Raw genomic sequence first — 20111 nt, 5'->3', positions numbered from 1 at the left:
GGGGGCTCACGCCCGCTGCTTCGCCTTCACATACGCCTTCAGCACGTTCTGCATGCGCGTGAGGTGACCCTTGCCCTTCGCCTCGGCGAAGAAGAAGTCGAACACCTCGGGGTCGAGCTTCAGGTGCACCGAACGCGGCTTGCGCGGCGGTTCAAGCGTGGCTTCCGTCCAGAAGTCAGGGCCGAGGCTTTCGCCCTCGGGAGCGTTCGGATCGTGAAAAAGCTCACCCCTTTCCTTCATCTTCCGGATTTCCGCGAGCGAGGCTCGCTTGATATGAGGATCGCTCATGGCGACCTCCCTTCCATGCGGTGATAAGGCGAATGCCGCCATCCCGCTCCGTGTAAACGACGACGAAACACTCGTCTTCGATCATGCCAATGGAGATTTTGCGCTCTTCGCCGTAGTCCTTGCGGCTGTCGATCCGCGTCAGGATCGGGCCATCGAAAATCAGCGCAGCGTAGAGAATGTCGACAGATCGTTTGCGAACAACGTCCTGTCGCTTGGATTCATCCCATTCGAAGTCCATGGTGAAAAAATCCTCAAATTAAAGGGTTGCATTGGCTGTCTCCATTTCGATTTGAGATTGATTTCACAAAATAAATCAGAGTTTAGCTTGTCTTGGCTGATTGGTGCTGCTTAGGGCGTATCGTTCGTTGATGCGTCTGCGATGCCTTGTGTGTATCTAAAAAGTGTACACTTTGCAACCTCCTCGCGGATGCACTTTTTCTGGTTGCGCCCCCTACCCCACCCACCCCATCAATTCCCGATCCACCACCGCCTCCAGCACCCGCATGCCCTCGGGCGTGGCGTTGAGGCAGGGGATGGCGGCGAACTTCTCGCCGCCATGGTGCAGGAAGATCTCCTTGTTCTCGCCGCCGATCTCCTCCAGCGTCTCCAGGCAGTCCGCCACGAAGCCGGGATTGAAGATGGCGAGGCGCTTCACGCCGCTCTCGGCCAGCGCCTTCACCGTCATGTCGGTGTAGGGCTGGAGCCACTCCTCGCTGCCGAAGCGGGACTGGAAGGTGAGGCGCAGCTTCTCCTCGCTCATGCCGAGGCGGGCGCGCAGCAGGCGGGCGGTCTTCACGCACTGGCAGTGATAGGGGTCGCCCTTCATGAGGTAGGATTTCGGCACGCCGTGGAACGAGGCGAGGATCACCTCCGGCTCGAAGTCGAGCGCGGCGAGGTGCTGCTCCAGCGCGGTGGCCACCTGGTCGATATAGACCGGGTCATCGTGCCAGGGCGGCGCCACGCGGATGACCGGCTGCCAGCGCATGGCCTTCAGCGCGTCGAACGCCTTGTCGCAGACGGTGGCGGTGGTGGCGGCGGAATATTGCGGATAAAGCGGCACGATGAGGATGCGCTCGCATCCCTGTGCCTGGAGCGCGGCGATGCGCTCGGCGATGGGCGGCTTGCCGTAGCGCATGGCCCAGTCGACGACGATGCGCGGGTCGCGCGCCGCGAGGTGCGCGGCGAGCTTCTCGGCCTGGTCGCGGGTGATGGTCTTCAGCGGGCCTTCGTCGCGCTCGGTGTTCCAGATGCTCGCATAGTCCTTGCCCTTGGGGCCGGGACGCTTGGTGAGCACGATGGCGTTGAGCACGAACCACCACACCACGCGGTTGACCTCGATCACCCGCCGGTCGGAGAGGAACTCCTTCAGGTAGGCGCGCATGGACCAGTAGTCCGTGCCCTCGGGGGTGCCCAGATTGACGATCAGCACGCCGATGCGGCCATGGGCGGCCTGCGGGTGGTCCGGCGGAAAGTGGGAGGCGTCGGGCGTGAAGGCGGCTTTTGGGCTCGTGTTCATTGGTCTCACCTCGGCCGGGCGGGGCTACCCCCATTGGGGCAAGGGGATGGGCGCGTCAATGCGCGGTCGCGGACGATACGCAACGGCGCTGCCGGCAGATGCGCGCGCCGTTGCCGCAGGGCGCCCCGGAAGGGGCGGTGCTTGCCGGCGTCGAACGGGTGGTGAGGGATGGTGGGCGCGACAGGGATCGAACCTGTGACCCCTACGATGTCAACGTAGTGCTCTCCCGCTGAGCTACGCGCCCCTCCGCAGGAGCGGCCTCTATATCGGCTCCTTTCGCCGGAGGCAAGGCGGGGGACGAAGCGAGCGGTGGACGGCTTGCGGCGGCTCCGGTTTGCCCCCGGCGGCCACGCGGCGTATTGCTTTGGCCGCAAGGAGGCGTCCCATGTCGCAGGCCCAGCCGACCGTCGATCCCGCCGAGGTCGCGCGCTTCGACGCGCTCGGAGCGCAGTGGTGGGACGAGAAGGGCAAGATGGCGCCGCTCCACGCCATGAACCCGGCCCGGCTCGCCTTCCTGCGCGACGTGCTGGTGCGCCGCTTCGGCCGCGACCCGCGTGCCCTGCGTCCGCTCAAGGGGCTCTCGGTGCTGGACATCGGCTGCGGCGGCGGGCTTCTGAGCGAGCCGCTCGCCCGCATGGGCGCGAAGGTGACGGGCATCGATCCCGCCCCCGGCAACGTGGACGTGGCGCGGGCGCATGCGGCCGAGGCTGGGCTCGACATCGAGTATTTTCCCGTCACCGCCGAGGAGCTGTTGGCGCGCGGCGCCCGCTTCGATGTGGTGGTGGCGCTGGAGGTGGTGGAGCACGTGGCGGACGTGGGGCTGTTCGTGCGCACCGCCGGCGCGCTGGTGGCGGAGGGCGGCGCGCTGGTGCTCTCGACCCTCAACCGCACGCCGAAGAGCTTCGCCCTCGCCATCGTCGGCGCGGAGTACGTGCTGCGCTGGCTGCCGCCGGGCACGCACCGCTGGGAGAAGTTCATCACTCCGGACGAGCTGGAGGCGACGCTGGCCGGCGCCGGCTTCGCGGTGAGCGAGAAGGCCGGCATGGTCTACGACCCGCTGAGGAGCGCCTTCCGCCTGTCGCCGGACACGGACGTGAACTACTTTCTGGTGGCGGAGCGCATTTGAACTGAGTGCAAGTTCAATTCCGATCCTCCGGCACCACAGGCAGCGGAAACACCTCCACCTCGTCCTCGCGCAGGGCCTTCACCTCGTCGGTGGTCGCCTCGCCATAGATGGAGCGGTGCTCCAGCTCGCCATCGTGCATCTTGCGGGCGAGGTCGGCGAAGTCGGCGCCCACATAGTCCGCGTTCGACACCACATGGTCGCGCAGCCGCCGCAGCAAATCGGCAAGCTCGCCCTCCGGGCGGCCCATGAGCGCCATCGGCGTCGCGCTATCGCGGGCCGGCTCGGCGGGGGCGGCCGCAGCCTGAGGCGCGTCGCGGCCCGGCTTGTCGGTGCGGGCGACGGCGGGCGCCATCACCGCCTTCTCCACCGTCGTGGCGTTGCAGCTCGGGCAGGTGACGAGGCCGCGGGCGCGCTGGCTGTCATAGCTGGCGGAGGAGGGGAACCAGCTCTCGAAGGCGTGGCCGCAGGTGCAGTTCAGGGTGTAGCGGATCACGACGAGGCCCCGACCACATGCAGGCGCCCCGCCTGTCCCGGGCTGGCCACCTCGAAGCGCCGCCCGTGGGTGAGCGAGGGGATGCGCGCGCGGGCGGAGGCGACCTCGGCGAGGTCGATCTCGGCGAGGATCACACCCGGATCGGTGCCGCCCTCGGCGATGACGCGGCCCCAGGGGTCGACGATCAGCGAATGGCCGTAGGTGTCGCGGCCGTTCTCGTGGCGTCCGCCCTGGGCGGCAGCCAGCACATAGGCGCCGTTCTCGATGGCGCGGGCGCGCAGCAGCACGTGCCAGTGCGCCTCGCCCGTGGGGCGGGTGAAGGCGGCGGGAACCGTCAGCACCTTCGCGCCGGCCTCCGTCAGCGCCCGGTAGAGCGCCGGGAAGCGCAGGTCGTAGCAGATGGTGAGGCCGAGCGGCACCGCGCCCGCTTCCGCCAGGACGGCGCGCTCGCCGGGACGGTAGGCGGTGGATTCGCGGTAGCTCTCGCCATGGCCCAGATCCACGTCGAACATGTGGATCTTGTCGTAGCGCGCGGTGATCTCGCCGTCCGGATCGATCAGGAAGGCGCGGTTGACGGCCCGGTTCTCCGACACCTTGAGCGCCAGCGAGCCGATGTGCAGGTGAATCTTCAGCTCGCGCGCGGTCTCGCGCAGGGCGGCGAGCGTGATGTCGTCTCCTTCCGCGGCGAGCTTGTCGAACAGCAGCGCGCGATCGAGCTCCATCAGGTTGGTGGTCTCGGGCGTCTGCACATACTGGGCGCCGTCGCGCGCGGCCTCGCGCACCAGAGCGCGCGCCGCCTCGAGGTTGGCGCCGGCTTCGCGTCCGGAGCGCATCTGCACCAGGCCCACCCGCAGGGTGGGCGGCGTGTCGGAAGAGGTCATGCAGCGATCTCTCGATGGGGAGCGGGGCGCTCGCGCCGGCCGCCTTCGCCCCCATGACTAGCGAAATCGGCGCACCGAGTCACGGCGGCCCGCGCCGCGGCCGGGCGCGTCTGCGGTCAGGCCGCCATCAGCGGATCGAGCTTGCCGGCCTCTTCGAGGGCATAGAGATCGTCGCAGCCGCCCACATGGGTGTCGCCGATGAAGATCTGAGGCACCGTGGTGCGCCCGCCGGCCCTGCGGCTCATGTTCTGCTGGCCCTCGGCGTCGGTGGTGACGTCGATCTCAGTGAAGGTCCAGCCTTTGCGGCGCAGCAGCTCCTTCGCCGCATGGCAATAGGGGCAATAGCTCTTGGTGTAGATGACGATCGGTTTCATGGGGCGGTCACAGGGGTCTCGCGATGACGGGACGAATGCCGTCACGAAAGCGTCGCATCATAGGGACTCAGCCCGTTTCCACAACCCGCGCGAAGGTCAGGGCATCCACGCGCGCCGCGCCGGCGCGGCTGAGGGCGCGGGCGCAGGCGTCCAGCGTCGCCCCCGTGGTGTAGACGTCGTCGACGATCACGACCCGCGCTCCCGCCACCAGGGATGCTGCAGTGCGGCGAACGGCGAAGGCGCCGGCCACGTTGGCGCGGCGCTGGGTACGCGAGAGCGCCGTCTGTGACGGCGTGACGCGCGTGCGGGCCAGGAGATCGGCGCGGACCGGCACACCGCTCTCGCGCGCGATGTGCCGCGCCAGCAGCGCCGCCTGGTTGAAGCGTCGCCGCCACAGGCGGAAGGGATGCAGCGGCACCGGCACCAGCATCTGCGCGTCGGCGAGAAGCTCGCCGCCGGCCTGCCGCATCAGCCGCGCCATGGGCCGCGCCAGGTCGAGGCGGTCGGCGTATTTGAGATTGTGGACGAGGTCGCGGGCCACGCCCTCGAACAGCACCGCCGCCCGTGCCCGGTCGAAGGCCGGCGGGTCGGCTGCGGCCGCGGCGGAAAGCATGGCGCCGGTATCGTAGGGAAAGGGCGCGCCGGTGCGCGCGCAATAGGGCCGGGTGACGAAGGCCATAGTGCCCCAGCACTGGCCGCACAGGCCGCCGGCAACGCCAGTGACGCCGCCGCAGGAGATGCAGGTCGGTGGCAGGGCGAGTCCGAGCACCCCGTCCCCCAGCCGGCGCAGGGCCCAGGCGGCGCGCGCGAAGTGCGACGACGACAGGCCCATGGCCCCCCCTCCCACGGCAACCATGAGTGGAACCGGCGCGGCTGTAAAGCCGAAGGCGACGCGGGAGCCGGCCCGGCGGCTCCCGCACCCCGCTCAGTGGGCGAGATGGCGCGGCAGCGCAGCGGCGCCCCAGGCGCGGATCGAGGCCCAGGTGCGGCGGTCGAGCTGGAACCGGTCCACCGGCACCGAGGCGCCGAGCGCCTTCACCCGGCACAGGCCGACGCCGGACCACTGGAAGCCGCACTTCTCCAGCACCCGCCGCGAGGCCGGGTTGACCACCCGCGCGGCGCCGATGAGCTGCGCGGTCGAGGTCTCGGAGAAGGCGTAGTCGATCACGGCGCGCACCGCCTCGGTGGCGACGCCGAGGCCCCAGAACGGCTCGCCGATCCAGTAGCCGATCTCGGGGGCGGGCTCGGGCGGGCGCCGGCCGAACGAGCACATGCCGGCGAAGGCGAGGTCGCCCTCGCGCTTCAGGAACACGGCGAAGGTGGCGGCATCGGGGGCGGCGCCCAGCGTCTCGACGAAGGCGCGGGCATCGGACGCCCGGTACGGATAGGGCAGGTTCGCGGTCATCTCCGCGATCTTGCGGTTGTTGGCGAGCTCCGCGACGGCGGCGACGTCCTCGATGCGCGGGGCGCGGAGCACCAGCCGCTCGGTCTCGAGGACGGGGATACAGCTTTCCGCGAGCGGCGCTCCGGGCGTGGTCTCGATGGTGGTCATGGCGGGCTCCTGTCGACGTCGGGTGCGACAAAACGAAAGACCGGGAAGGCGTGCCGCCTCCCCGGTCTTTCGGGAGCCCAGATGCGCGATGCGCGGTCCTGGTCAGGCTCCCCCCGGTTCGACGACACCGGCGGGACCCTGCATTTTCAGGTCTCGCCGCTTACTCGGCCGCCTCAGCGGCGGCGGGAATGACGGATACGTAGGTTCGGTCGTTGGATTTGGTGCGGAACTCGACCTTGCCTTGCACCAGGGCGAAAAGGGTATGGTCGCGGCCCATGCCCACATTGAGGCCCGGATGCCACTTGGTGCCGCGCTGGCGCACGATGATGTTGCCGGCGATCACGTCCTGGCCGCCGAAGCGCTTCACGCCGAGGCGCTTGCTCTCGGAATCGCGACCGTTACGCGAGGAGCCGCCTGCCTTTTTATGAGCCATCTTGCTCTCCTAAGTCTTGTCTTCAGGCCTCGTCCGCGGCCGTTCGGCCGGCGCGGCCTCTGGGGAATAAGATGCGGCTCAGGCGCCGCGAATCTCGGTGATGCGCACGGTGGTGAGCTCGGCGCGGAAGCCGCGCTTGCGGCGCGAGTTCTGCCGGCGGCGCTTCTTGAAGGCGATGACCTTGTCGCCCCGGCCCTGCTCCACCACCTCGGCGGTCACGGCGGCGCCGTCCACCAGAGGCGCGCCCACGACGACGCTCTCGCCGCCGAGCATGAGCACCGGGAAGGTCACGGAGGCGCCGGCCTCGGCCTCGATCTTGTCAACCGTGATGACGTCGTTGGCGGCGACGCGGTACTGCTTGCCGCCCGTCTTGATGACCGCGAACATTCTTGTCTCGCTCTGTTCCGCCGCGCCTCGAAGGGCGGGCTTCTTCCGGTCGGAAATTTCAAAGGATGCGGGCGCAAGCGCCCACGCGAAGCGGGGTCCTTACCCGAAACGGCGGCGATTGGCAATGCTGCGGCCATCGCCGGTCGTTCGGCAGCCGGGATTTCGGCCTATTTCACATCCACCGGCATGAAGGTGAACGGCTTGGCCGCCTCGAACTGCGCCGCCGCGTTCCCCGCATAGACCTTGCCGCCCGTGAGGGTGAGCTTCTTCACCGGCGCGCCCGGCTTCAGGTCGAGGTCCGCGAGCGGTACCCAGAAGCTGTTGGGACTGGTGGAGCTATCGAAGTAATAGACCTTGTTCTTCTGGTCGCTCACCGTGCGCCAGATGGTCTGGGCGAGATTGGGCGCGCCGGGCATGGTGAAGCCGAGCGGTACGCTCACCGCCCGCATCACGCTCGCCACCGAACCCACCGCCTGGTTCTCGTAGCTCTGGTCCGGCACCGCCGAGATGATGGCGGGCTCGGCCTTGGTGGGCAGCGACTTGATGAAGAAGCTCGCGCGCGCGAACCGGTCGGCGGCCCGGAAGGTGCCGGGCAGGAACACGTCGCCGCCGATCTGCTGCCAGTAGGCGTCGAGGGCGAGCTGCTGGTCGAAGCTCGGCGAATTGGTCATCACCTGGTACTGCCGGCCGTGATGGATCACCAGCTTGCCGCCCAGATACTCGAAGATGGCGCTGTCGCCCGAGGCGTCCGAGATGGCGAGGTGAAGCTGCGCCGCCCGCCCGTTGGGCAGCACGGCGGTGCGCACCACGAAGGTCTCCTTCGAGAGCGCCGCCACCGCCTCGGCGACGGTGGCGAAATTGTCGAGCACGTATTGCGCCCACAGGGCCATCGACAGCACCGGCTTGCCGTCCGCCGCCGGGTATTCCGATTCGGCGAGGTAGAGCAGGTTGGCGACGAGGCCCTGCTCGTTGATGCCGTCCGCGGTTCCCACGTCGTAGCCGGAGGCGATCAGGCTGCCGTACTTCGAGGTCCATTTCGGCGTGTCGCCGCCGGCGGCGCCGGTGCGCGCGATTCCCGCCGGGAACGCCCAGAGATTGGTGCGCATGTCCTCGGCCCAGTCCATGGTCCGGCCGGTGATGTTCACGCCGCCGCTGCCGAGATAGACCGCGCGGGTGCAGGCTTCCGCCTGGCTGATGCCGAGCATGCCGAGCAGCGCAGCGCCCGCGATCCCGCGCAAGGCGCTGGTCCACCTGCTCCTGCGGTCAAGGACGCGGTGGGCCCGGCGATAGATCATGGCGGTTCTCCTCGGCCAAGGGAGCCGACAGACAGCGTCGTGCGCTCCGATCGGCCTGAACACGTGGCGTCCGGATGGGTGCGCCATCACAAGCATAAACCGAAGGCGTCGGGTTTCCATGTCCCGCCCCCGCGCGATTGCTGCGCGGCGCGGAAGGAAGGAAATTTGGCTGTGCGCGGTCGCGAATTTGTCTAATTCGGTGGGACGACAGCCTCACCGTTCGGAAATCGGCGCCCGCGCCTTCGTGGAGACGTTCATGCACGACAAGGAGTCGAAGATGCCGCAAGGCATTCCGGTGATCCGCACCATCGCCATGCCGGCGGACACCAATCCCAACGGCGACATCTTCGGCGGCTGGCTCATGTCGCAGATGGACCTCGCCGCCGGGAACGTGGCGGCGCGCCGGGCGCGCGGCCGCACCGCCACCGTGGCGGTGGAGGCCATGAGCTTCCTCTCCCCCGTGGCGGTGGGCGACGAGGTGAGCCTGTTCGCCAGCATCGTGAAGGAGGGTCGCACCTCGCTGCGCATCGAGGTGGAGGCCTGGCGCCGCGCCCGCGCCAGCGAGGAGACGGTGAAGGTGACCGAGGCGGTGTTCACCTTCGTCGCCATCGACGAGAACGGGCGCCCGCGCCCCCTGCCGCCTGCGGAGTGAGCCGGGCTCAGCCCAGCGCCACCATGTGGTTGTCGTAGCGCGGGCCGCCGGTGCGCCGGGCGACGATGGCGACGCCGTCGCGCGCGGCGGCTATGCGCACCACCTCGCCATAGCCCGAGGTGGCGACGAAGGTGCTGGCCTCCGGTCCCGCCGCGAGGCCGCAGCCGTCGTTCAGCGGCACGAAGCCGAGATAGCGCCCGTCCGCCTGCCACACCGACACCCGCCCGCCGCGCGGGCTGGCGCAGGCGACGAAGCGGCCGGAGCGGTCATAGGCCACCGAGCCCACATAGCCGCGCAGGGCGCGCCACGCGTTCTCCGGCGCGTCGAACGGGGCGAGGGCGCCCGTGGGGCCGATGGAGAACAGGAGCGGGCGTGCCACGCCGTCCTTCAGCAGTTCCTGCGCCGCCACCACCGTGCCGCCGCGCCCGTCGCGGTCCAGGTGGCGCAGGGACAGGCTCGCAAGGTCGGCGGAAAGGCGGCCCTCGCCGATCGCGGCGCCGGTGGCGGGGTCGAGCAGCGTGATGCTCGACCCGGTGGCCTCCGCGTCGCCCGCCTCGGGCGTGTTCGGCTCGACGCCGCCATTGGCGATCATCAGCGCGGCGCCCGAGCGCATGAGATCGTGCGGGCCGTCGCCGCCGCTCGGCCATTCGGCGACGATCCCGAAGCCGGCGTCAGCGCGCCGCACGGCGACGACGCCGCGCCCCATGGTGGGCATCGGGCCGCCGGCCGGCCGCTCGATCTCGTTGGTGAGGAACAGCGCGCCGTCCGGCGTGAAGCGTCCGTGGCCGGAGAAGACACGGCCGGCCCCGGGGGCGAAGCGCGCCGCCTCGCCGCCATGCCGGCGGTCGAAGACGATGGCGACGTGCCCCGGCCGGCGCCCCACCGCCACCGCGAGGGGGCCGGTGGGGCTCGGCTCGATGCCGTGGAGGCGGTCGGGGGAGGCGGCCCGTTCGGCGGCGGCGAAGTCGCCGTCCACCGCCACAGCGGCAAATCCCGCGTCAGTCCCGGCTGTGGTGATCCAGCCGTCCTCGATGGCGTGGTCGAGGGCATGGAGACCACCTGCGAAGGCCCGCCCCGGCAGGGCGGCGAGCGCCCCGGCGGCAAGGAGGGAACGGCGCGAAATTCCTGCCATGGCGCGCCTCAGTCGCCGTCGAGGGCGTTGAAGCCCAGCGAGATGCCGAAATAGGAGGCGATGGGCTTGTAGACCGTGATCTGCGCGCCCTTGAACGCCTTGATGGCGGCCTGGATCGCCGCCGCGCCGGAAGCGGTCTGCGCCGCCGCGCCGAGGTCGGCGGGGAACGCCGCCGCGGCTTGGTCGGCGGCGCCGGCGGCCTTGTTGACCACGAATTGCGGCCGGCTCGGCAATTGCAGCGCGATCGCCCTCAAGAGCGCGTCGGCGCTCTCGATCATGTTTTTGACCACCCGGCCCGAGCGGCCCGAGCGCCAGCTGTCGGCGAGCGCGGGCTTCGCCTCCGCCGGGCCGGAGCCGAGCACCGGCATGATCTTGGTGTCGGTGACCCGCTGGAAGGCACCCGAAAGGTCGGTGAGGATCAGGCCCGGCAGCGCGCCGACGTCCGCGAACAGGGCCGGGTCGCCCTTGCCGGAGACGATGGCGCCGAGCGCGCCCGAGGCCCGGTCGCCCCAGCCGGCGCGGATGTCGGCGGCGATGGCGGCGAGGTTGCCGGCGATGGCGACCCCGAGGGCGCAGCGCCGCGCGGCTTCGTCGCCGGAGACCAGCGCCGCCTCGGCGCCCTGGTCGAACAGCAGCCGCTCCAGGGCCGGCAGGCCCTGCACCGCCGCGCTCGCCTGGGCGAAGCGCGCGGGGGCGAGCCGGTCGGCATCGTCGTCGCCGATCAGGTCCGCCATGGCGCGGGCGATGGCGTTGCGCCGATCGGGGAAGAAGGAGAAGCGGTCGGCCCTGAGCGACAGCGTCACCGGCCCGAAGGTGATGAACTCCACCGCGTTCCAGGCGTCCGCGGCCCTGCCGTAGGCCTCCCTGAGGGCGCCCACGCCCGCCGCCTCCGGCTTGGCGCAGAAGGCGCCCCAGGCGTCCTTCTGGGTGGCGGCGGCGGCGGCCAGCGCGTCATAGCGCGGCAGCAGCCAGGTCTCGATCAGCGGCACCGGATCGAGGCTCGCGGCGGCGGCCGGCACAGCCGGCGCGCCGATGGCGAGAGCCAGCGCGAGCGCGGCGCGGCGGACGAGGGCGAAGGGGCTTTGCTCGGTCATTCCGCGCGGCTCCGGACAATGGACGCGGCCAGCCAGCGGCCCGGCGTCACCTGATCATTATAGCGACGACACATAGGCGATGAGCGCGGCCTTCTCGCGGCCGGACAGCGCGTTGAAGCGCCGCACGGCGCCGGCCCCCTCGCCGCCATGCCAGGCGATGGCCTCGGACACGTCGCGGGCGCGGCCGTCATGCAGCAGGCCGGTGTTGCGGGCGAGCGCATCGGAGAGGCCGGCGAGCGGCGCGGTGCGCCATTCGGACGGGCCGATGCCGGGCTCCTCCATGCCGTCCTTCAGTCTCTCGCCCATGTCGTGGAGCAGGAGGTCCGAGAACAGCCGCGCCCCGTTCGCCCCGGCGCCGATCTCAGGCCGGTGGCAGGTGGCGCAGCCGGTGCCCGCGAACAGGCGCGCGCCCTCCCTGGAGGCCGGCGCGTCCAGCACCCGCACCGGGAGCGAGGCCACATAGGCGACCACGCGGGAGAGGATCGGCTCGCCGATCTCCAGGGCGTTGCCCTCCGGCCCGCGGGAGCCCTCGCCTTGGCCGTGGGGCGCGTCGCGGCATGCGGTCTGGGCGGCCGTGCAGTCGCCCCAGGGCTCGCCGTGGAGGGGATTGGACATGCCGAGGTCGAGGAAGAAGGCCTCGGCCACCTGCTCGCGCAAGGTGGGGTGGGCGGACTTCCAGCCGAAGCGGCCGATCTCCACCCGCCCGTCCGGCCGGGCGACGCGGCGGGCGCGGCCGGAGACCTCGCCGCCGGCGCGCGCCTGCTCGGCCTCCACCGCCAGGATGTCGGCGTCGGCGACGCGCGCCATGGCGCCGCGGCCGTAGAGGTCCGGCGCGACGCGCAGCGACATCCCGCTCGCCGGGGCGAGCGGGCCGTAGCCGAGATCGCTCAACTGGGGATGCCGCGCGCGGCGGCCGTCGGGGAGGGTTTCGTCGCGCGCGCCGAGCACGCCCTCGGCGCGGATGCCCGGCGCGGCGTCGATCTGGAACCTGCGGCCATAGACCGGATCGCCCGCGCCGTCCGGCGTGCCGATCATCAGCACCACGCCGCGGCCTTCCAGGTGGCCCTCGGCATCGAAGCGGGCGGCGGCGCGCCCGTCCCGCGGATGGCAGGAGGCGCAGGAGCGGGCGTCGAACAGCGGCCCGAGCCCGTCGTCGCCGCGCGTGGAGGCGGGCGCGGGCACCCAGAGGCGCTTGAACAGGGCCTTGCCGATCTTGATGTCGAGCGGGTCCAGCGCGCCCGCCGGCTGCGCCAGCAGCAGGAGCCCGAGCGCGCCCGCGGCGGCGAGGAGGCGCCGCGCGTTCATGCGATCCTGAACCAGCCCATGAGGCCGGAATCCATGTGTTCCAGGATGTGGCAGTGGAACACCCAGTTGCCGCTGGTCGCCTTGAAGGCGATCTCCACGGTTTCGTTCGGCTCCACCAGCACCGTGTCGGCGAGATATTGCGGCATCTTCTTCCGCGACGAGGACAGCACGCGGAAGATGTGGCCGTGCAGGTGCATGGGGTGGGGGTGCTTGGTGACGTTGGCGATGGACAGGATGTAGCTCTGCCCGTCCTTGAGCGTGTCCAGCGGCGGTGGCAGGCGCAGATCCGCCCCCGCGCCCCAGGAATTGCGGTTGATGGCCCAGAAGGTCTTGTCGCCGACGCAGACCGATTCGATCAAGGCCTTGGCGAGCGGGTCGTCCGGCGGCAGCGGCGGCGCGACTGCGATGGCGCCGGCCGCCGTCTGAACGAGGAAATCGAGACGCTGCGCCCGCTTGAGGTCCGGCAGCGGCACCTCCTTGGCGATCGGCAGGGCCAGCGGCTTGAACGGGCGCTTCTTCCGGCCCTTGTCCACGGCCACCAACGTGGTGAGCAGATAGGGCTCGGCGGTGCGGTAGTCGTAGATCTTCACCTCGGCGCCGGGCCCAGGCATGCGCACATGCACGTCGAGCCGCTGGGCGGGGCCCATGCGCCAGATGCCGTCCGGCGCCGTGTCGAGCAGGATCGGCGGGATCGCCTGGCCGTCGCAGGCGAGGATCGCCGCCTCCTCGGTGTCGCAGCCGAAATCGATCACGCGGGTGGAATCGGCGACGATGGCACGCACCCGGACGTCGCCATGGGCGGGCGCCTCGATCCGGGGCGGAACCACCGAGCCGTTGGTGGCGCGCACGGTGCCGAAGGTGCCGGCGGTGGAGGCGCCCTCGTTGGTGAACATCTCCATGAACTGGCCGTCCTCGCCGAGGCGCCAGTCCTTCACCACGATCACGTGCTCCAGGTCGAACGGCACCTTGGCCTCGGCCGGATCGTCCACCAGCAGCAGCGCCACCAGGCCCCGGCCCACCTGGCCGGTCTCGTCGCAATGGGGGTGGAAGAAATAGAAGCCGGGATCGGGCAGCGGCACGTCATAGGCGAAGGACGCGCCGGCCGGGATCGGCTCCTGGGTGATGGGCGCGACCCCGTCCGAGAGGTAGGGCACGCGCACGCCGTGCCAGTGGACCGTGGTGGCGCTTGGAAGGGCGTTGGTGAAGTCGACCCTGAGGCGGGTGCCGCGCGGCGCCCGCAGGCGCATCAGCGGCGTGCCGTTATAGGCGCAGAAATGCCGCGTGACCGGCTTGTCCGCTCCGAGCAGGGGCACATCCATCTCGGCGGCGGTCAAGGAAAGGTGCCGCACCGGCGCATCGGCGGGCAGGGTGTCGACGGGGCGCGGCATCTGCCCCGCGGCGGAGGGGGAGAGCGCCAGCGTTCCCGCCGCCGCTCCCCCGAGAACGAATCCCCGCCGCGTGATCATCAGCGCACCCCCGCCGGCCTCACTTCTTCTCGACCTTGCTCGGGTCGTCGAGGCTGTCTGAGCCCTCCATCTTGATCTGGAGCTTGAGCACCGCGACGCCGCGCTCGATGGCATGGGCCTGGGCGACCAGGGCGTCGACGCCGTCCTGGATCAGCTTGTTGCCGGCGGTGTTCCCCTCGGCGAGCATCATGTCGTAATACATCTCGCCGCTGTCACCCAAGTCCTTGATCTTCTTAAGCGCCGCGAGGGCGGCCTCGGACTTGGCGTCGATCTCGTCGGCGACTTTCGGGTCGGCGGCGCGCACCAGGTCGGCGACCGACGCGCCGGTCACCTCGGTGCCGTCCGCCTTCTTGTAGCGGCCGTAATAGACGTCGCGGATGCCGACCTCGTCGAAGTAATGGGAGTTGTGGGTGTTGTCGGAGAAGCAGTCGTGCTCCTCCTCGGTGTCGTGCAGGATGAGGCCGAGCTTCATGCGCTCGCCGGCCAGCTCGCCATAGGAGAGCGAGCCGATGCCGGTGAAGATCACGGCCAGCCCGGCCTTGTCCTTCTTCTTCAGCAGCGCGGCGCGGGCCTTGCCCTTCGGACCCCAGTCCTTCGCCATCTCGTCGAGGTCGGCGACCAGCGTGTCGGTGGCGACCTTCAGGAACTGGGCGCGGCGCTCGCAATTGCCGTGGGTGCAGGCCTTGGTGTCGTAGTCGGTATAGGGCCGCTCGCCGGCGCCCTTCTCGGTGCCGTGCAGGTCCTGGCCCCAGAGCAGGAACTCGACCGCGTGCCAGCCGCTGGTCACGTTGGCCTCGACGCCGCCGGCGGAGTTGAGGTCATGCAGCAGCTTGGGGGTGATCTTGGAGACGTCGATGGTCTTCTTGCCGACGCGGATCGACTTCGAGGCGATGATGTTGGCGGTGTAGAGCGGGTTCTCGTCCGACGTCTCGCCGTACGACTTCTTCTCCACATAGTCGATCAGGCCCTCGTCGAGCGGCCAGGCGTTCACGTTGCCTTCCCACTCGTCGACGATGGGGTTGCCGAAACGGAAGGCCTCGGTCTGCTGGTAGGGCTCGCGCGCCTTGCGCCAGGCATCGCGGGCGGCGTTGAGGGTGTCCGCGCTCGGCGCGGCGATCAAGGCATCGACTTTCGCTTGCAGCTCCTTGGCGGCGAGCGCCGAGCCTTCATACATGACCTGCGCGAGGTCGGCATAATGGACAATCACGTCGCGTGGCTTGGGAGCCTTCGGCGCCTCAGCGACGGCCGGCAAGGCGAAAGCCGAGGCGCCGATGGCCGCGGCAAGGGCGCCAATCATCATGTGGACGCGCATCGACCTGTCTCCTCGAGAAAGCGCGTTTGAGAAAGGGTGGGCGCAATCGGCCCGCGCCGCGACCTTAGGGAGCGCCCCCCGGCGCGGCAAGACAGGCATTCAAGAATAGAATGGTTCCATATTCTGAATTCGCCGGCCAATCCGTGCATTTGAAAGATGAAATGGGCCCGTTTCACCCGGGTGTGTCAAATTATCATCGCGCCGGGGGCGCAGCGATTTCTTCGGCTTGCGAACCGGTGGACGCTGCAGGGAGCGCTTGTCGTCCCCTGCGCATCCCGGCCGACGGATTTACGCCGTGTGAGCGGCTATAAGATGTAATTATTCCAAATCTAATGAATGCCGCCGGCGATGACAGGTCCATCGCCCAGGTGTAGGACTCGAGACAGAAAGAGCGAGTTTTACCGCTCTTACGCAAGGTCAATTTATTCTGCCATTTGGTTTCCATCCGGCGGACGCGAGTATTCCGCCGCTCCCGGCCGAGTTGATGCCCCGGCGCAGGCCGCCGGGCGGTTCGTGGGAGAGCGTTTCGAGGACCTGAGCCATGCTTGCAGCTTTGCTGATCGTGTTCCGGGAGGTGCTGGAGGCCGGGCTCGTGGTGGGCGTGGTGCTGGCGGCCACCGAAGGCATACGCGGCCGCGGCCTCTTCATCACCGGCGGCCTCGTGGCCGGCGTGCTCGGCTCGGGGCTGCTGGCGCTGTTCGCCGACCAGATCTCGGGTCTGTTCGAGGGCTCCGGCCAGGACGTGCTGAACGCCGCCATCCTCTCGGTGGCGGTGGTGATGCTGGTGTGGACCGTGGTCTGGATGGCGAGCCACGGGCGCGAGATGGTGGCCGAGATGAAGGCCGTCGGCCGCGACGTGAAGGAGGGCCGCAAGCCGCTCACCGCGCTCGCCGTGGTGGTGGGCATGGCGGTGCTGCGCGAGGGCGTGGAGATCGTGCTGTTCATGTACGGCATCGTCGCCACCGGCGCGGAGACGGCGCAGGACGTGGCGCTCGGCGCCGGCCTCGGGTTGCTCGGCGGTGCGCTGGTGTCGTTCGTGCTCTATCGCGGGCTCGTGGCGATCCCGCTGAAGCATCTCTTCAAGGTCACCGCCGTCCTTATCACCCTGCTGGCGGCGGGGCTGTCGGCGCAGGTGGTGGGCATCCTGCAGGATGCCGGCTTCATCCAGTCGCTGGCCGATCCGGTGTGGAACTCCGGCTGGCTGCTCGCCGACGACAGCGCCGTGGGACGGGTGCTGCGCACCCTGGTCGGCTATCGCGCCGAGCCCACCGGCATGCAGCTCATCGCCTACGCTTTGACGGTGGCGGTGATCGTGGCGCTCTCGGCGCTGGTCAACGGCCGTATCGCCCGCGCCAAGCCGCAGGCGGCCAAGCCGGCCGGCGCCGCGCGCGCCTGAGCGCGCGTCCAGCCCGGGAAATCGGTCGGATCAGGAGGTCGTGCCCTCGTCGGCATGGCGCATGGCCAGCGGCATGCACCCCGTGGCCAGCAGCGAGCGGTAGCGGCGCCGCGCGTCGGCGGCGGTGCCGTTGTCGGAGATGGCGGCTTCCTGGAGCTCGGCCAGCGCCCAGGGATTGGGCTCCATCGGCAAGGCGGCGATCTCGGGGGCGTTGCGGGTGGTGATGACGACGATGTCCTGCGGCGTCAGTGCCTGCAGCGCATGGGCGGCGAGCTGGCGCTGATAGGCGCGCCGTTCCGGGGCAAGCTGCTCCCAGGGCTCCAGCAGCGGATAGCGCTGCCGGGAAAACGCGTGCATGGCACGCGCCACGCGTTCCACCATGTCCGCCGAGACCATCCCGCCCTCGCACACGAATTCCCAAACCCAGGGCAAGCATGGCGCGCGCCCCTTTCCCGAACGTTGCTTGCGCCCACTTGTTGGCATCATGGTCAATGAAGCCTTAAAAGGGCCTCGCCGTCCCTCGACGCTTGCGAAGGTGTGGTATGGGGGCAACGGCGGCGCGTTGCGCCGGCCCGACCGGTTCCCTGATGGAGCATCCCATGTCCGTGACGCTGAAGGATCTCAAGGTGAAGCTGTTCACCGACGGCGCCGACAAGGCGCAGATCGTCGAGATGGCCAAGCAGTCCTTCATCGCCGGCTTCACCACCAATCCCTCGCTGCTGCGCAAGGCCGGCGTCACCGATTATGCCGCCTATGCCCGCGACCTCGTCGCCGCGGTGCCGGACCGGCACATCTCGTTCGAGGTGATCTCCGACGACATCCCCGAGATGCGCCAGCAGGCGCGCCTGATCGCCACCTGGGGCGAGAACGTCCACGTCAAGCTGCCGGTATGCACCACCCGCGGCGAGGCCTTGTACGACCTCGTGCGCGACCTGGCGCAGGACGGGGTGAAGGTGAACCTCACCGCCATCTTCTCCGAGCCGCAGGTGGAGGCGGGCGTCGCCGCGCTCGCCGGCGGCGCGCCCTCCATCATCTCGGTGTTCGCGGGGCGCCTCGCCGACCTCGGCATCCCCTACGAGCCGGCGGTCACCAAGGCGGTGACGCTCGCCCGCGCCACGCCGAACGTGGAGGTGATCTGGGCCTCCACCCGCGAGGTGTGGAACGTGATCGAGGCCGACCGCATGGGCTGCCATATCATCACCGCCCCGGCAGACGTGCTGAAGAAGCTGCCGGCGCTCGGCACCAAGACCGCCGAGGACCTCGCCCTCGACGCGGTGAAGGCGTTCCGCTCCGACGCGCTCGCGGCCGGCATCACCCTCGACGCCTCAGGCCGCGCCGCGGCGGAGTAGGCCCGGCGCCGCCCGGGCGCCGGCCCATCCTTTTTCCCCGCGACGTTGCGCCGCCGCCACAGGCTGTTAGACTGACCCCAACGCGGACGGCAGCCGCTGCGCCGGTCTGGCAGCGGCGGCAGCCGTGGCAAGGGGACAAGAATGAAGGACGAGGCGCACGGATCCCTCGCGGGGCCGGAGCCGTCTTGCCGCGAGGGGTTCGGCCGGGACCGCGTTCCATCGGAGCGCGGGCTTCAGGACAGCGGTCGCATCGATCGCGGGCAGGCGCCCGACGAACGGAGCCGCGCATCCGAGGCGACGCGCCCCGGCGCGCCGGCGGGTCCCTACGCGGCCATCGATCTCGGCACCAACAATTGCCGCCTCCTGGTGGCGCGCCCGACCCCGCGCAGCTTTCGCGTGGTGGATGCCTTCTCGCGCATCGTGCGCCTGGGCGAGGGCCTCTCCAGCACCCGCCGCCTCAGCCCCGCCGCCATGGACCGCGCGGTCGCCGCGCTCGACATCTGCGCCGGCAAGATGGTGTCGCGCGGTGTCGCCCGCGCCCGCATCATCGCCACCGAGGCCTGCCGGGCGGCGGAGAACGGCGAAGAGTTCCTCGACCGGGTCGAGACCCGCACCGGCCTGAGGCTGGAGGTGGTGGACCGCCGCACCGAGGCGGGGCTCGCCGCCGCCGGTTGCGCGCCGCTCGTCGACCCCCATTGCGACGGCGCTGTCCTGTTCGACATCGGCGGCGGCTCCACCGAGGTGGTGTGGCTGAGCCGCCGCTCCGCCGGCGACGACGGCCCGCCCCGCGCGCGCATCCGCTCCTGGGTGTCGCTGCCGGTGGGCGTGGTCTCGCTCTCCGAGCGCCACGGCGGGGTCAGCGTCTCCTGCGAGATGTTCCGCGCCATGGTGGACGAGGTATGCGCCATGCTGGAGGGCGTGCGCCAGAGCTGGGGCGTGCGCGCGCCCAACCGCATGCACCTCATCGGCACCTCCGGCACGGTGACGACGGTGGCGGGCATCCATCTCGGCCTGTCGCGCTACGACCGCACCCGCGTCGACGGCGCCTGGCTCGGGGTGAAGGACATCTGCGAGGTGGTGGACCGGCTCATGGGCATGAGCTTCGAGGAGCGCGTCTCCAACCCCTGCATCGGCGCCCAGAGGGCCGACCTGGTGCTGGCCGGCTGCGCCATCATGGAAGCGGTGCGCGAGATGTTCCCGGCCGAGCGGCTGCGGGTCGCCGACCGCGGCCTGCGCGAGGGCATGCTGGTGCAGCTCATGCGCGCCGACGGCGTCTGGCGCCGCGCCGGCCGGCCCGAGGGACAGGAGACCTCTGGAGACACGGCGCAGGATTCCTGCTCGTGAGCGGCGAGACACGCGGTCCGGACGGCCGGCCATTGAAGGTGCGCGTCAAGAATGCGCGCCGGCGCACCACCTCGTCCCAGAAGTGGCTCCAGCGCCAGCTCAACGACCCCTATGTGGCCCGCGCCAAGCGCGAGGGCTGGCGCTCGCGCGCCGCCTTCAAGCTGATCGAGATCGACGACAAGGCCAAGCTGCTGCGGCGCGGCCAGCGCATCGTCGACCTCGGCGCCGCGCCCGGCGGCTGGAGCCAGGTGGCGGCGAAGAAGATCGGCCTCGACCAGGGGCAGGGGCGGATCGTCGCCATCGACCTCCTGGAGATCGACCCCATCCCCGGCGTGATCTTCGAGCAGATGGACTTCCTCGCCGACGACGCGCCCGCGCGCCTGCTCAAGCTGCTCGACGGGCCGGCGGATCTCGTCATGTCCGACATGGCGGCCAACACCACCGGCCACAAGAAGACCGACCACCTGCGCATCGTCGGCCTGGTGGAGCTCGCCGCCGACTTCGCCCGCAAGGTGCTGGCGCCGGGCGGGGCATTCCTCGCCAAGGTGTTCCAGGGCGGCACGGAGGGCGCGCTGCTCGCCGACCTCAAGCGCGACTTCGCCCAGGTGCGGCACATCAAGCCGGCCGCGAGCCGCGCCGATTCGGCCGAGCTCTATGTGCTGGCGACCGGCTTCCGGGGCGCTGCGGGCGATCCGGAGCCGGCCGGGGACTGACCC

22 protein-coding genes, 1 tRNA gene and 1 pseudogene are annotated in these 20111 nt (G+C 70.2%); 6 read left to right on the top strand and 18 right to left on the bottom strand.

Annotated elements, in window-relative coordinates; genetic code table 11:
• Positions 1 to 6: 6 nt before the first annotated feature.
• From V5F67_RS20640 to V5F67_RS20625, 4 genes are all read right to left on the bottom strand, one after another.
• A complete protein-coding gene (locus V5F67_RS20640) occupies positions 7 to 240 on the bottom strand; it encodes a hypothetical protein (protein WP_394017890.1) in 234 nt (77 codons plus the stop codon).
• The gene (locus V5F67_RS20635; protein WP_394017889.1) at positions 224 to 526 is read right to left on the bottom strand and encodes a BrnT family toxin; all 303 of its coding nucleotides are present in this window, start codon (positions 524 to 526) and stop codon (positions 224 to 226) included. The genes V5F67_RS20640 and V5F67_RS20635 overlap by 17 nt, the downstream gene beginning before the upstream one ends.
• A 213-nt stretch (positions 527 to 739) precedes the next feature.
• Complete coding sequence (hemH, locus tag V5F67_RS20630; protein ID WP_394017888.1) at positions 740 to 1804, bottom strand: ferrochelatase; 1065 nt, start codon at positions 1802 to 1804, stop codon at positions 740 to 742.
• A gap of 169 nt (positions 1805 to 1973) precedes the next feature.
• A tRNA-Val gene (locus V5F67_RS20625) sits at positions 1974 to 2048 on the bottom strand.
• Positions 2049 to 2189: 141 nt separating this feature from the next.
• On the opposite strand from V5F67_RS20625, the gene ubiG reads away from it, so the two are divergent.
• Positions 2190 to 2930, top strand: a complete 741-nt coding sequence (ubiG, locus tag V5F67_RS20620) for a bifunctional 2-polyprenyl-6-hydroxyphenol methylase/3-demethylubiquinol 3-O-methyltransferase UbiG (protein WP_394017887.1) — start codon at positions 2190 to 2192, stop codon at positions 2928 to 2930.
• 13 nt (positions 2931 to 2943) lie between these two features.
• Here ubiG and V5F67_RS20615 read toward each other — a convergent pair whose 3' ends face one another.
• The 8 genes and pseudogenes from V5F67_RS20615 to V5F67_RS20580 all read right to left on the bottom strand — a co-directional run bounded on the left by V5F67_RS20615 (position 2944) and on the right by V5F67_RS20580 (position 8255).
• Positions 2944 to 3423: a DUF1178 family protein gene (locus V5F67_RS20615; protein ID WP_394017886.1), complete on the bottom strand. Its 480-nt coding sequence runs from the start codon at positions 3421 to 3423 to the stop codon at positions 2944 to 2946.
• On the bottom strand, positions 3420 to 4304 hold the full coding sequence (locus tag V5F67_RS20610; protein WP_394017885.1) for a carbon-nitrogen hydrolase family protein: 885 nt from the start codon (positions 4302 to 4304) through the stop codon (positions 3420 to 3422). The genes V5F67_RS20615 and V5F67_RS20610 overlap by 4 nt, the downstream gene beginning before the upstream one ends.
• A gap of 116 nt (positions 4305 to 4420) precedes the next feature.
• Positions 4421 to 4678, bottom strand: coding sequence for a glutaredoxin 3 (gene grxC, locus V5F67_RS20605; RefSeq protein ID WP_394017884.1), 258 nt, complete (start codon positions 4676 to 4678; stop codon positions 4421 to 4423).
• Positions 4679 to 4745: 67 nt separating this feature from the next.
• Entirely contained in the window at positions 4746 to 5510 is a 765-nt protein-coding gene (locus V5F67_RS20600; RefSeq protein WP_394017883.1) for a ComF family protein, read from the bottom strand.
• Positions 5511 to 5603: 93 nt separating this feature from the next.
• The gene (locus tag V5F67_RS20595; RefSeq protein ID WP_394017882.1) at positions 5604 to 6230 is read right to left on the bottom strand and encodes a GNAT family N-acetyltransferase; all 627 of its coding nucleotides are present in this window, start codon (positions 6228 to 6230) and stop codon (positions 5604 to 5606) included.
• Between the two features lie 160 nt (positions 6231 to 6390).
• On the bottom strand, positions 6391 to 6663 hold the full coding sequence (rpmA, locus tag V5F67_RS20590) for a 50S ribosomal protein L27 (protein ID WP_394017881.1): 273 nt from the start codon (positions 6661 to 6663) through the stop codon (positions 6391 to 6393).
• Positions 6664 to 6753: 90 nt separating this feature from the next.
• A pseudogene (gene rplU / locus V5F67_RS20585) lies at positions 6754 to 7050 on the bottom strand (50S ribosomal protein L21); the annotation flags it as partial.
• Positions 7051 to 7217: 167 nt separating this feature from the next.
• Positions 7218 to 8255 carry a linear amide C-N hydrolase gene (locus V5F67_RS20580; protein WP_394018246.1) on the bottom strand — a complete coding sequence of 346 codons (1038 nt, stop codon included), beginning with the start codon at positions 8253 to 8255 and terminating at the stop codon, positions 7218 to 7220.
• Positions 8256 to 8601: 346 nt separating this feature from the next.
• Between V5F67_RS20580 and V5F67_RS20575 the strand changes: the two genes are divergently transcribed.
• Positions 8602 to 8997 (top strand): acyl-CoA thioesterase, encoded by a 396-nt coding sequence (locus tag V5F67_RS20575; RefSeq protein WP_394017880.1) that lies wholly within the window; start codon positions 8602 to 8604, stop codon positions 8995 to 8997.
• Positions 8998 to 9004: 7 nt separating this feature from the next.
• On the opposite strand, the gene V5F67_RS20570 is transcribed toward V5F67_RS20575, so the two are convergent.
• From V5F67_RS20570 to V5F67_RS20550, 5 genes are read right to left on the bottom strand one after another with little or no spacing between them, the layout of a single operon-like run.
• Positions 9005 to 10129: a DUF1513 domain-containing protein gene (locus V5F67_RS20570; RefSeq protein ID WP_394017879.1), complete on the bottom strand. Its 1125-nt coding sequence runs from the start codon at positions 10127 to 10129 to the stop codon at positions 9005 to 9007.
• An 8-nt stretch (positions 10130 to 10137) separates the two neighbouring features.
• Positions 10138 to 11223 (bottom strand): imelysin family protein, encoded by a 1086-nt coding sequence (locus tag V5F67_RS20565; RefSeq protein ID WP_394017878.1) that lies wholly within the window; start codon positions 11221 to 11223, stop codon positions 10138 to 10140.
• A gap of 57 nt (positions 11224 to 11280) precedes the next feature.
• Positions 11281 to 12528, bottom strand: coding sequence for a di-heme oxidoredictase family protein (locus V5F67_RS20560; protein ID WP_394017877.1), 1248 nt, complete (start codon positions 12526 to 12528; stop codon positions 11281 to 11283).
• Positions 12525 to 13994, bottom strand: a complete 1470-nt coding sequence (locus V5F67_RS20555) for a multicopper oxidase family protein (protein WP_394017876.1) — start codon at positions 13992 to 13994, stop codon at positions 12525 to 12527. Before V5F67_RS20555 ends, V5F67_RS20560 begins: the two co-directional genes overlap by 4 nt.
• 19 nt (positions 13995 to 14013) lie before the next feature.
• Positions 14014 to 15306 (bottom strand): imelysin family protein, encoded by a 1293-nt coding sequence (locus V5F67_RS20550; protein ID WP_394017875.1) that lies wholly within the window; start codon positions 15304 to 15306, stop codon positions 14014 to 14016.
• Positions 15307 to 15847: 541 nt separating this feature from the next.
• On the opposite strand from V5F67_RS20550, the gene V5F67_RS20545 reads away from it, so the two are divergent.
• Entirely contained in the window at positions 15848 to 16702 is an 855-nt protein-coding gene (locus V5F67_RS20545) for an FTR1 family iron permease (protein ID WP_394017874.1), read from the top strand.
• A 30-nt stretch (positions 16703 to 16732) separates the two neighbouring features.
• Here the strand turns inward: V5F67_RS20545 and V5F67_RS20540 are convergent, their stop codons facing one another.
• Positions 16733 to 17059 carry a hypothetical protein gene (locus V5F67_RS20540; RefSeq protein ID WP_394017873.1) on the bottom strand — a complete coding sequence of 109 codons (327 nt, stop codon included), beginning with the start codon at positions 17057 to 17059 and terminating at the stop codon, positions 16733 to 16735.
• Positions 17060 to 17301: 242 nt separating this feature from the next.
• Between V5F67_RS20540 and V5F67_RS20535 the strand changes: the two genes are divergently transcribed.
• The 3 genes from V5F67_RS20535 (at position 17302) to V5F67_RS20525 (ending at position 20108) form a co-directional block, all read left to right on the top strand.
• Positions 17302 to 18051, top strand: coding sequence for a transaldolase family protein (locus tag V5F67_RS20535; RefSeq protein ID WP_394017872.1), 750 nt, complete (start codon positions 17302 to 17304; stop codon positions 18049 to 18051).
• Positions 18052 to 18192: 141 nt separating this feature from the next.
• Positions 18193 to 19395, top strand: coding sequence for a Ppx/GppA phosphatase family protein (locus tag V5F67_RS20530; protein ID WP_394017871.1), 1203 nt, complete (start codon positions 18193 to 18195; stop codon positions 19393 to 19395).
• Positions 19392 to 20108, top strand: a complete 717-nt coding sequence (locus V5F67_RS20525; protein WP_394017870.1) for an RlmE family RNA methyltransferase — start codon at positions 19392 to 19394, stop codon at positions 20106 to 20108. The genes V5F67_RS20530 and V5F67_RS20525 overlap by 4 nt, the downstream gene beginning before the upstream one ends.
• Positions 20109 to 20111: the final 3 nt, after the last annotated feature.

The sequence above is a fragment of the Xanthobacter pseudotagetidis genome, assembly GCF_043194795.2.
GTDB lineage: Bacteria > Pseudomonadota > Alphaproteobacteria > Rhizobiales > Xanthobacteraceae > Xanthobacter > Xanthobacter tagetidis_A.
This window is presented reverse-complemented; position numbering and strand designations above follow the sequence as displayed.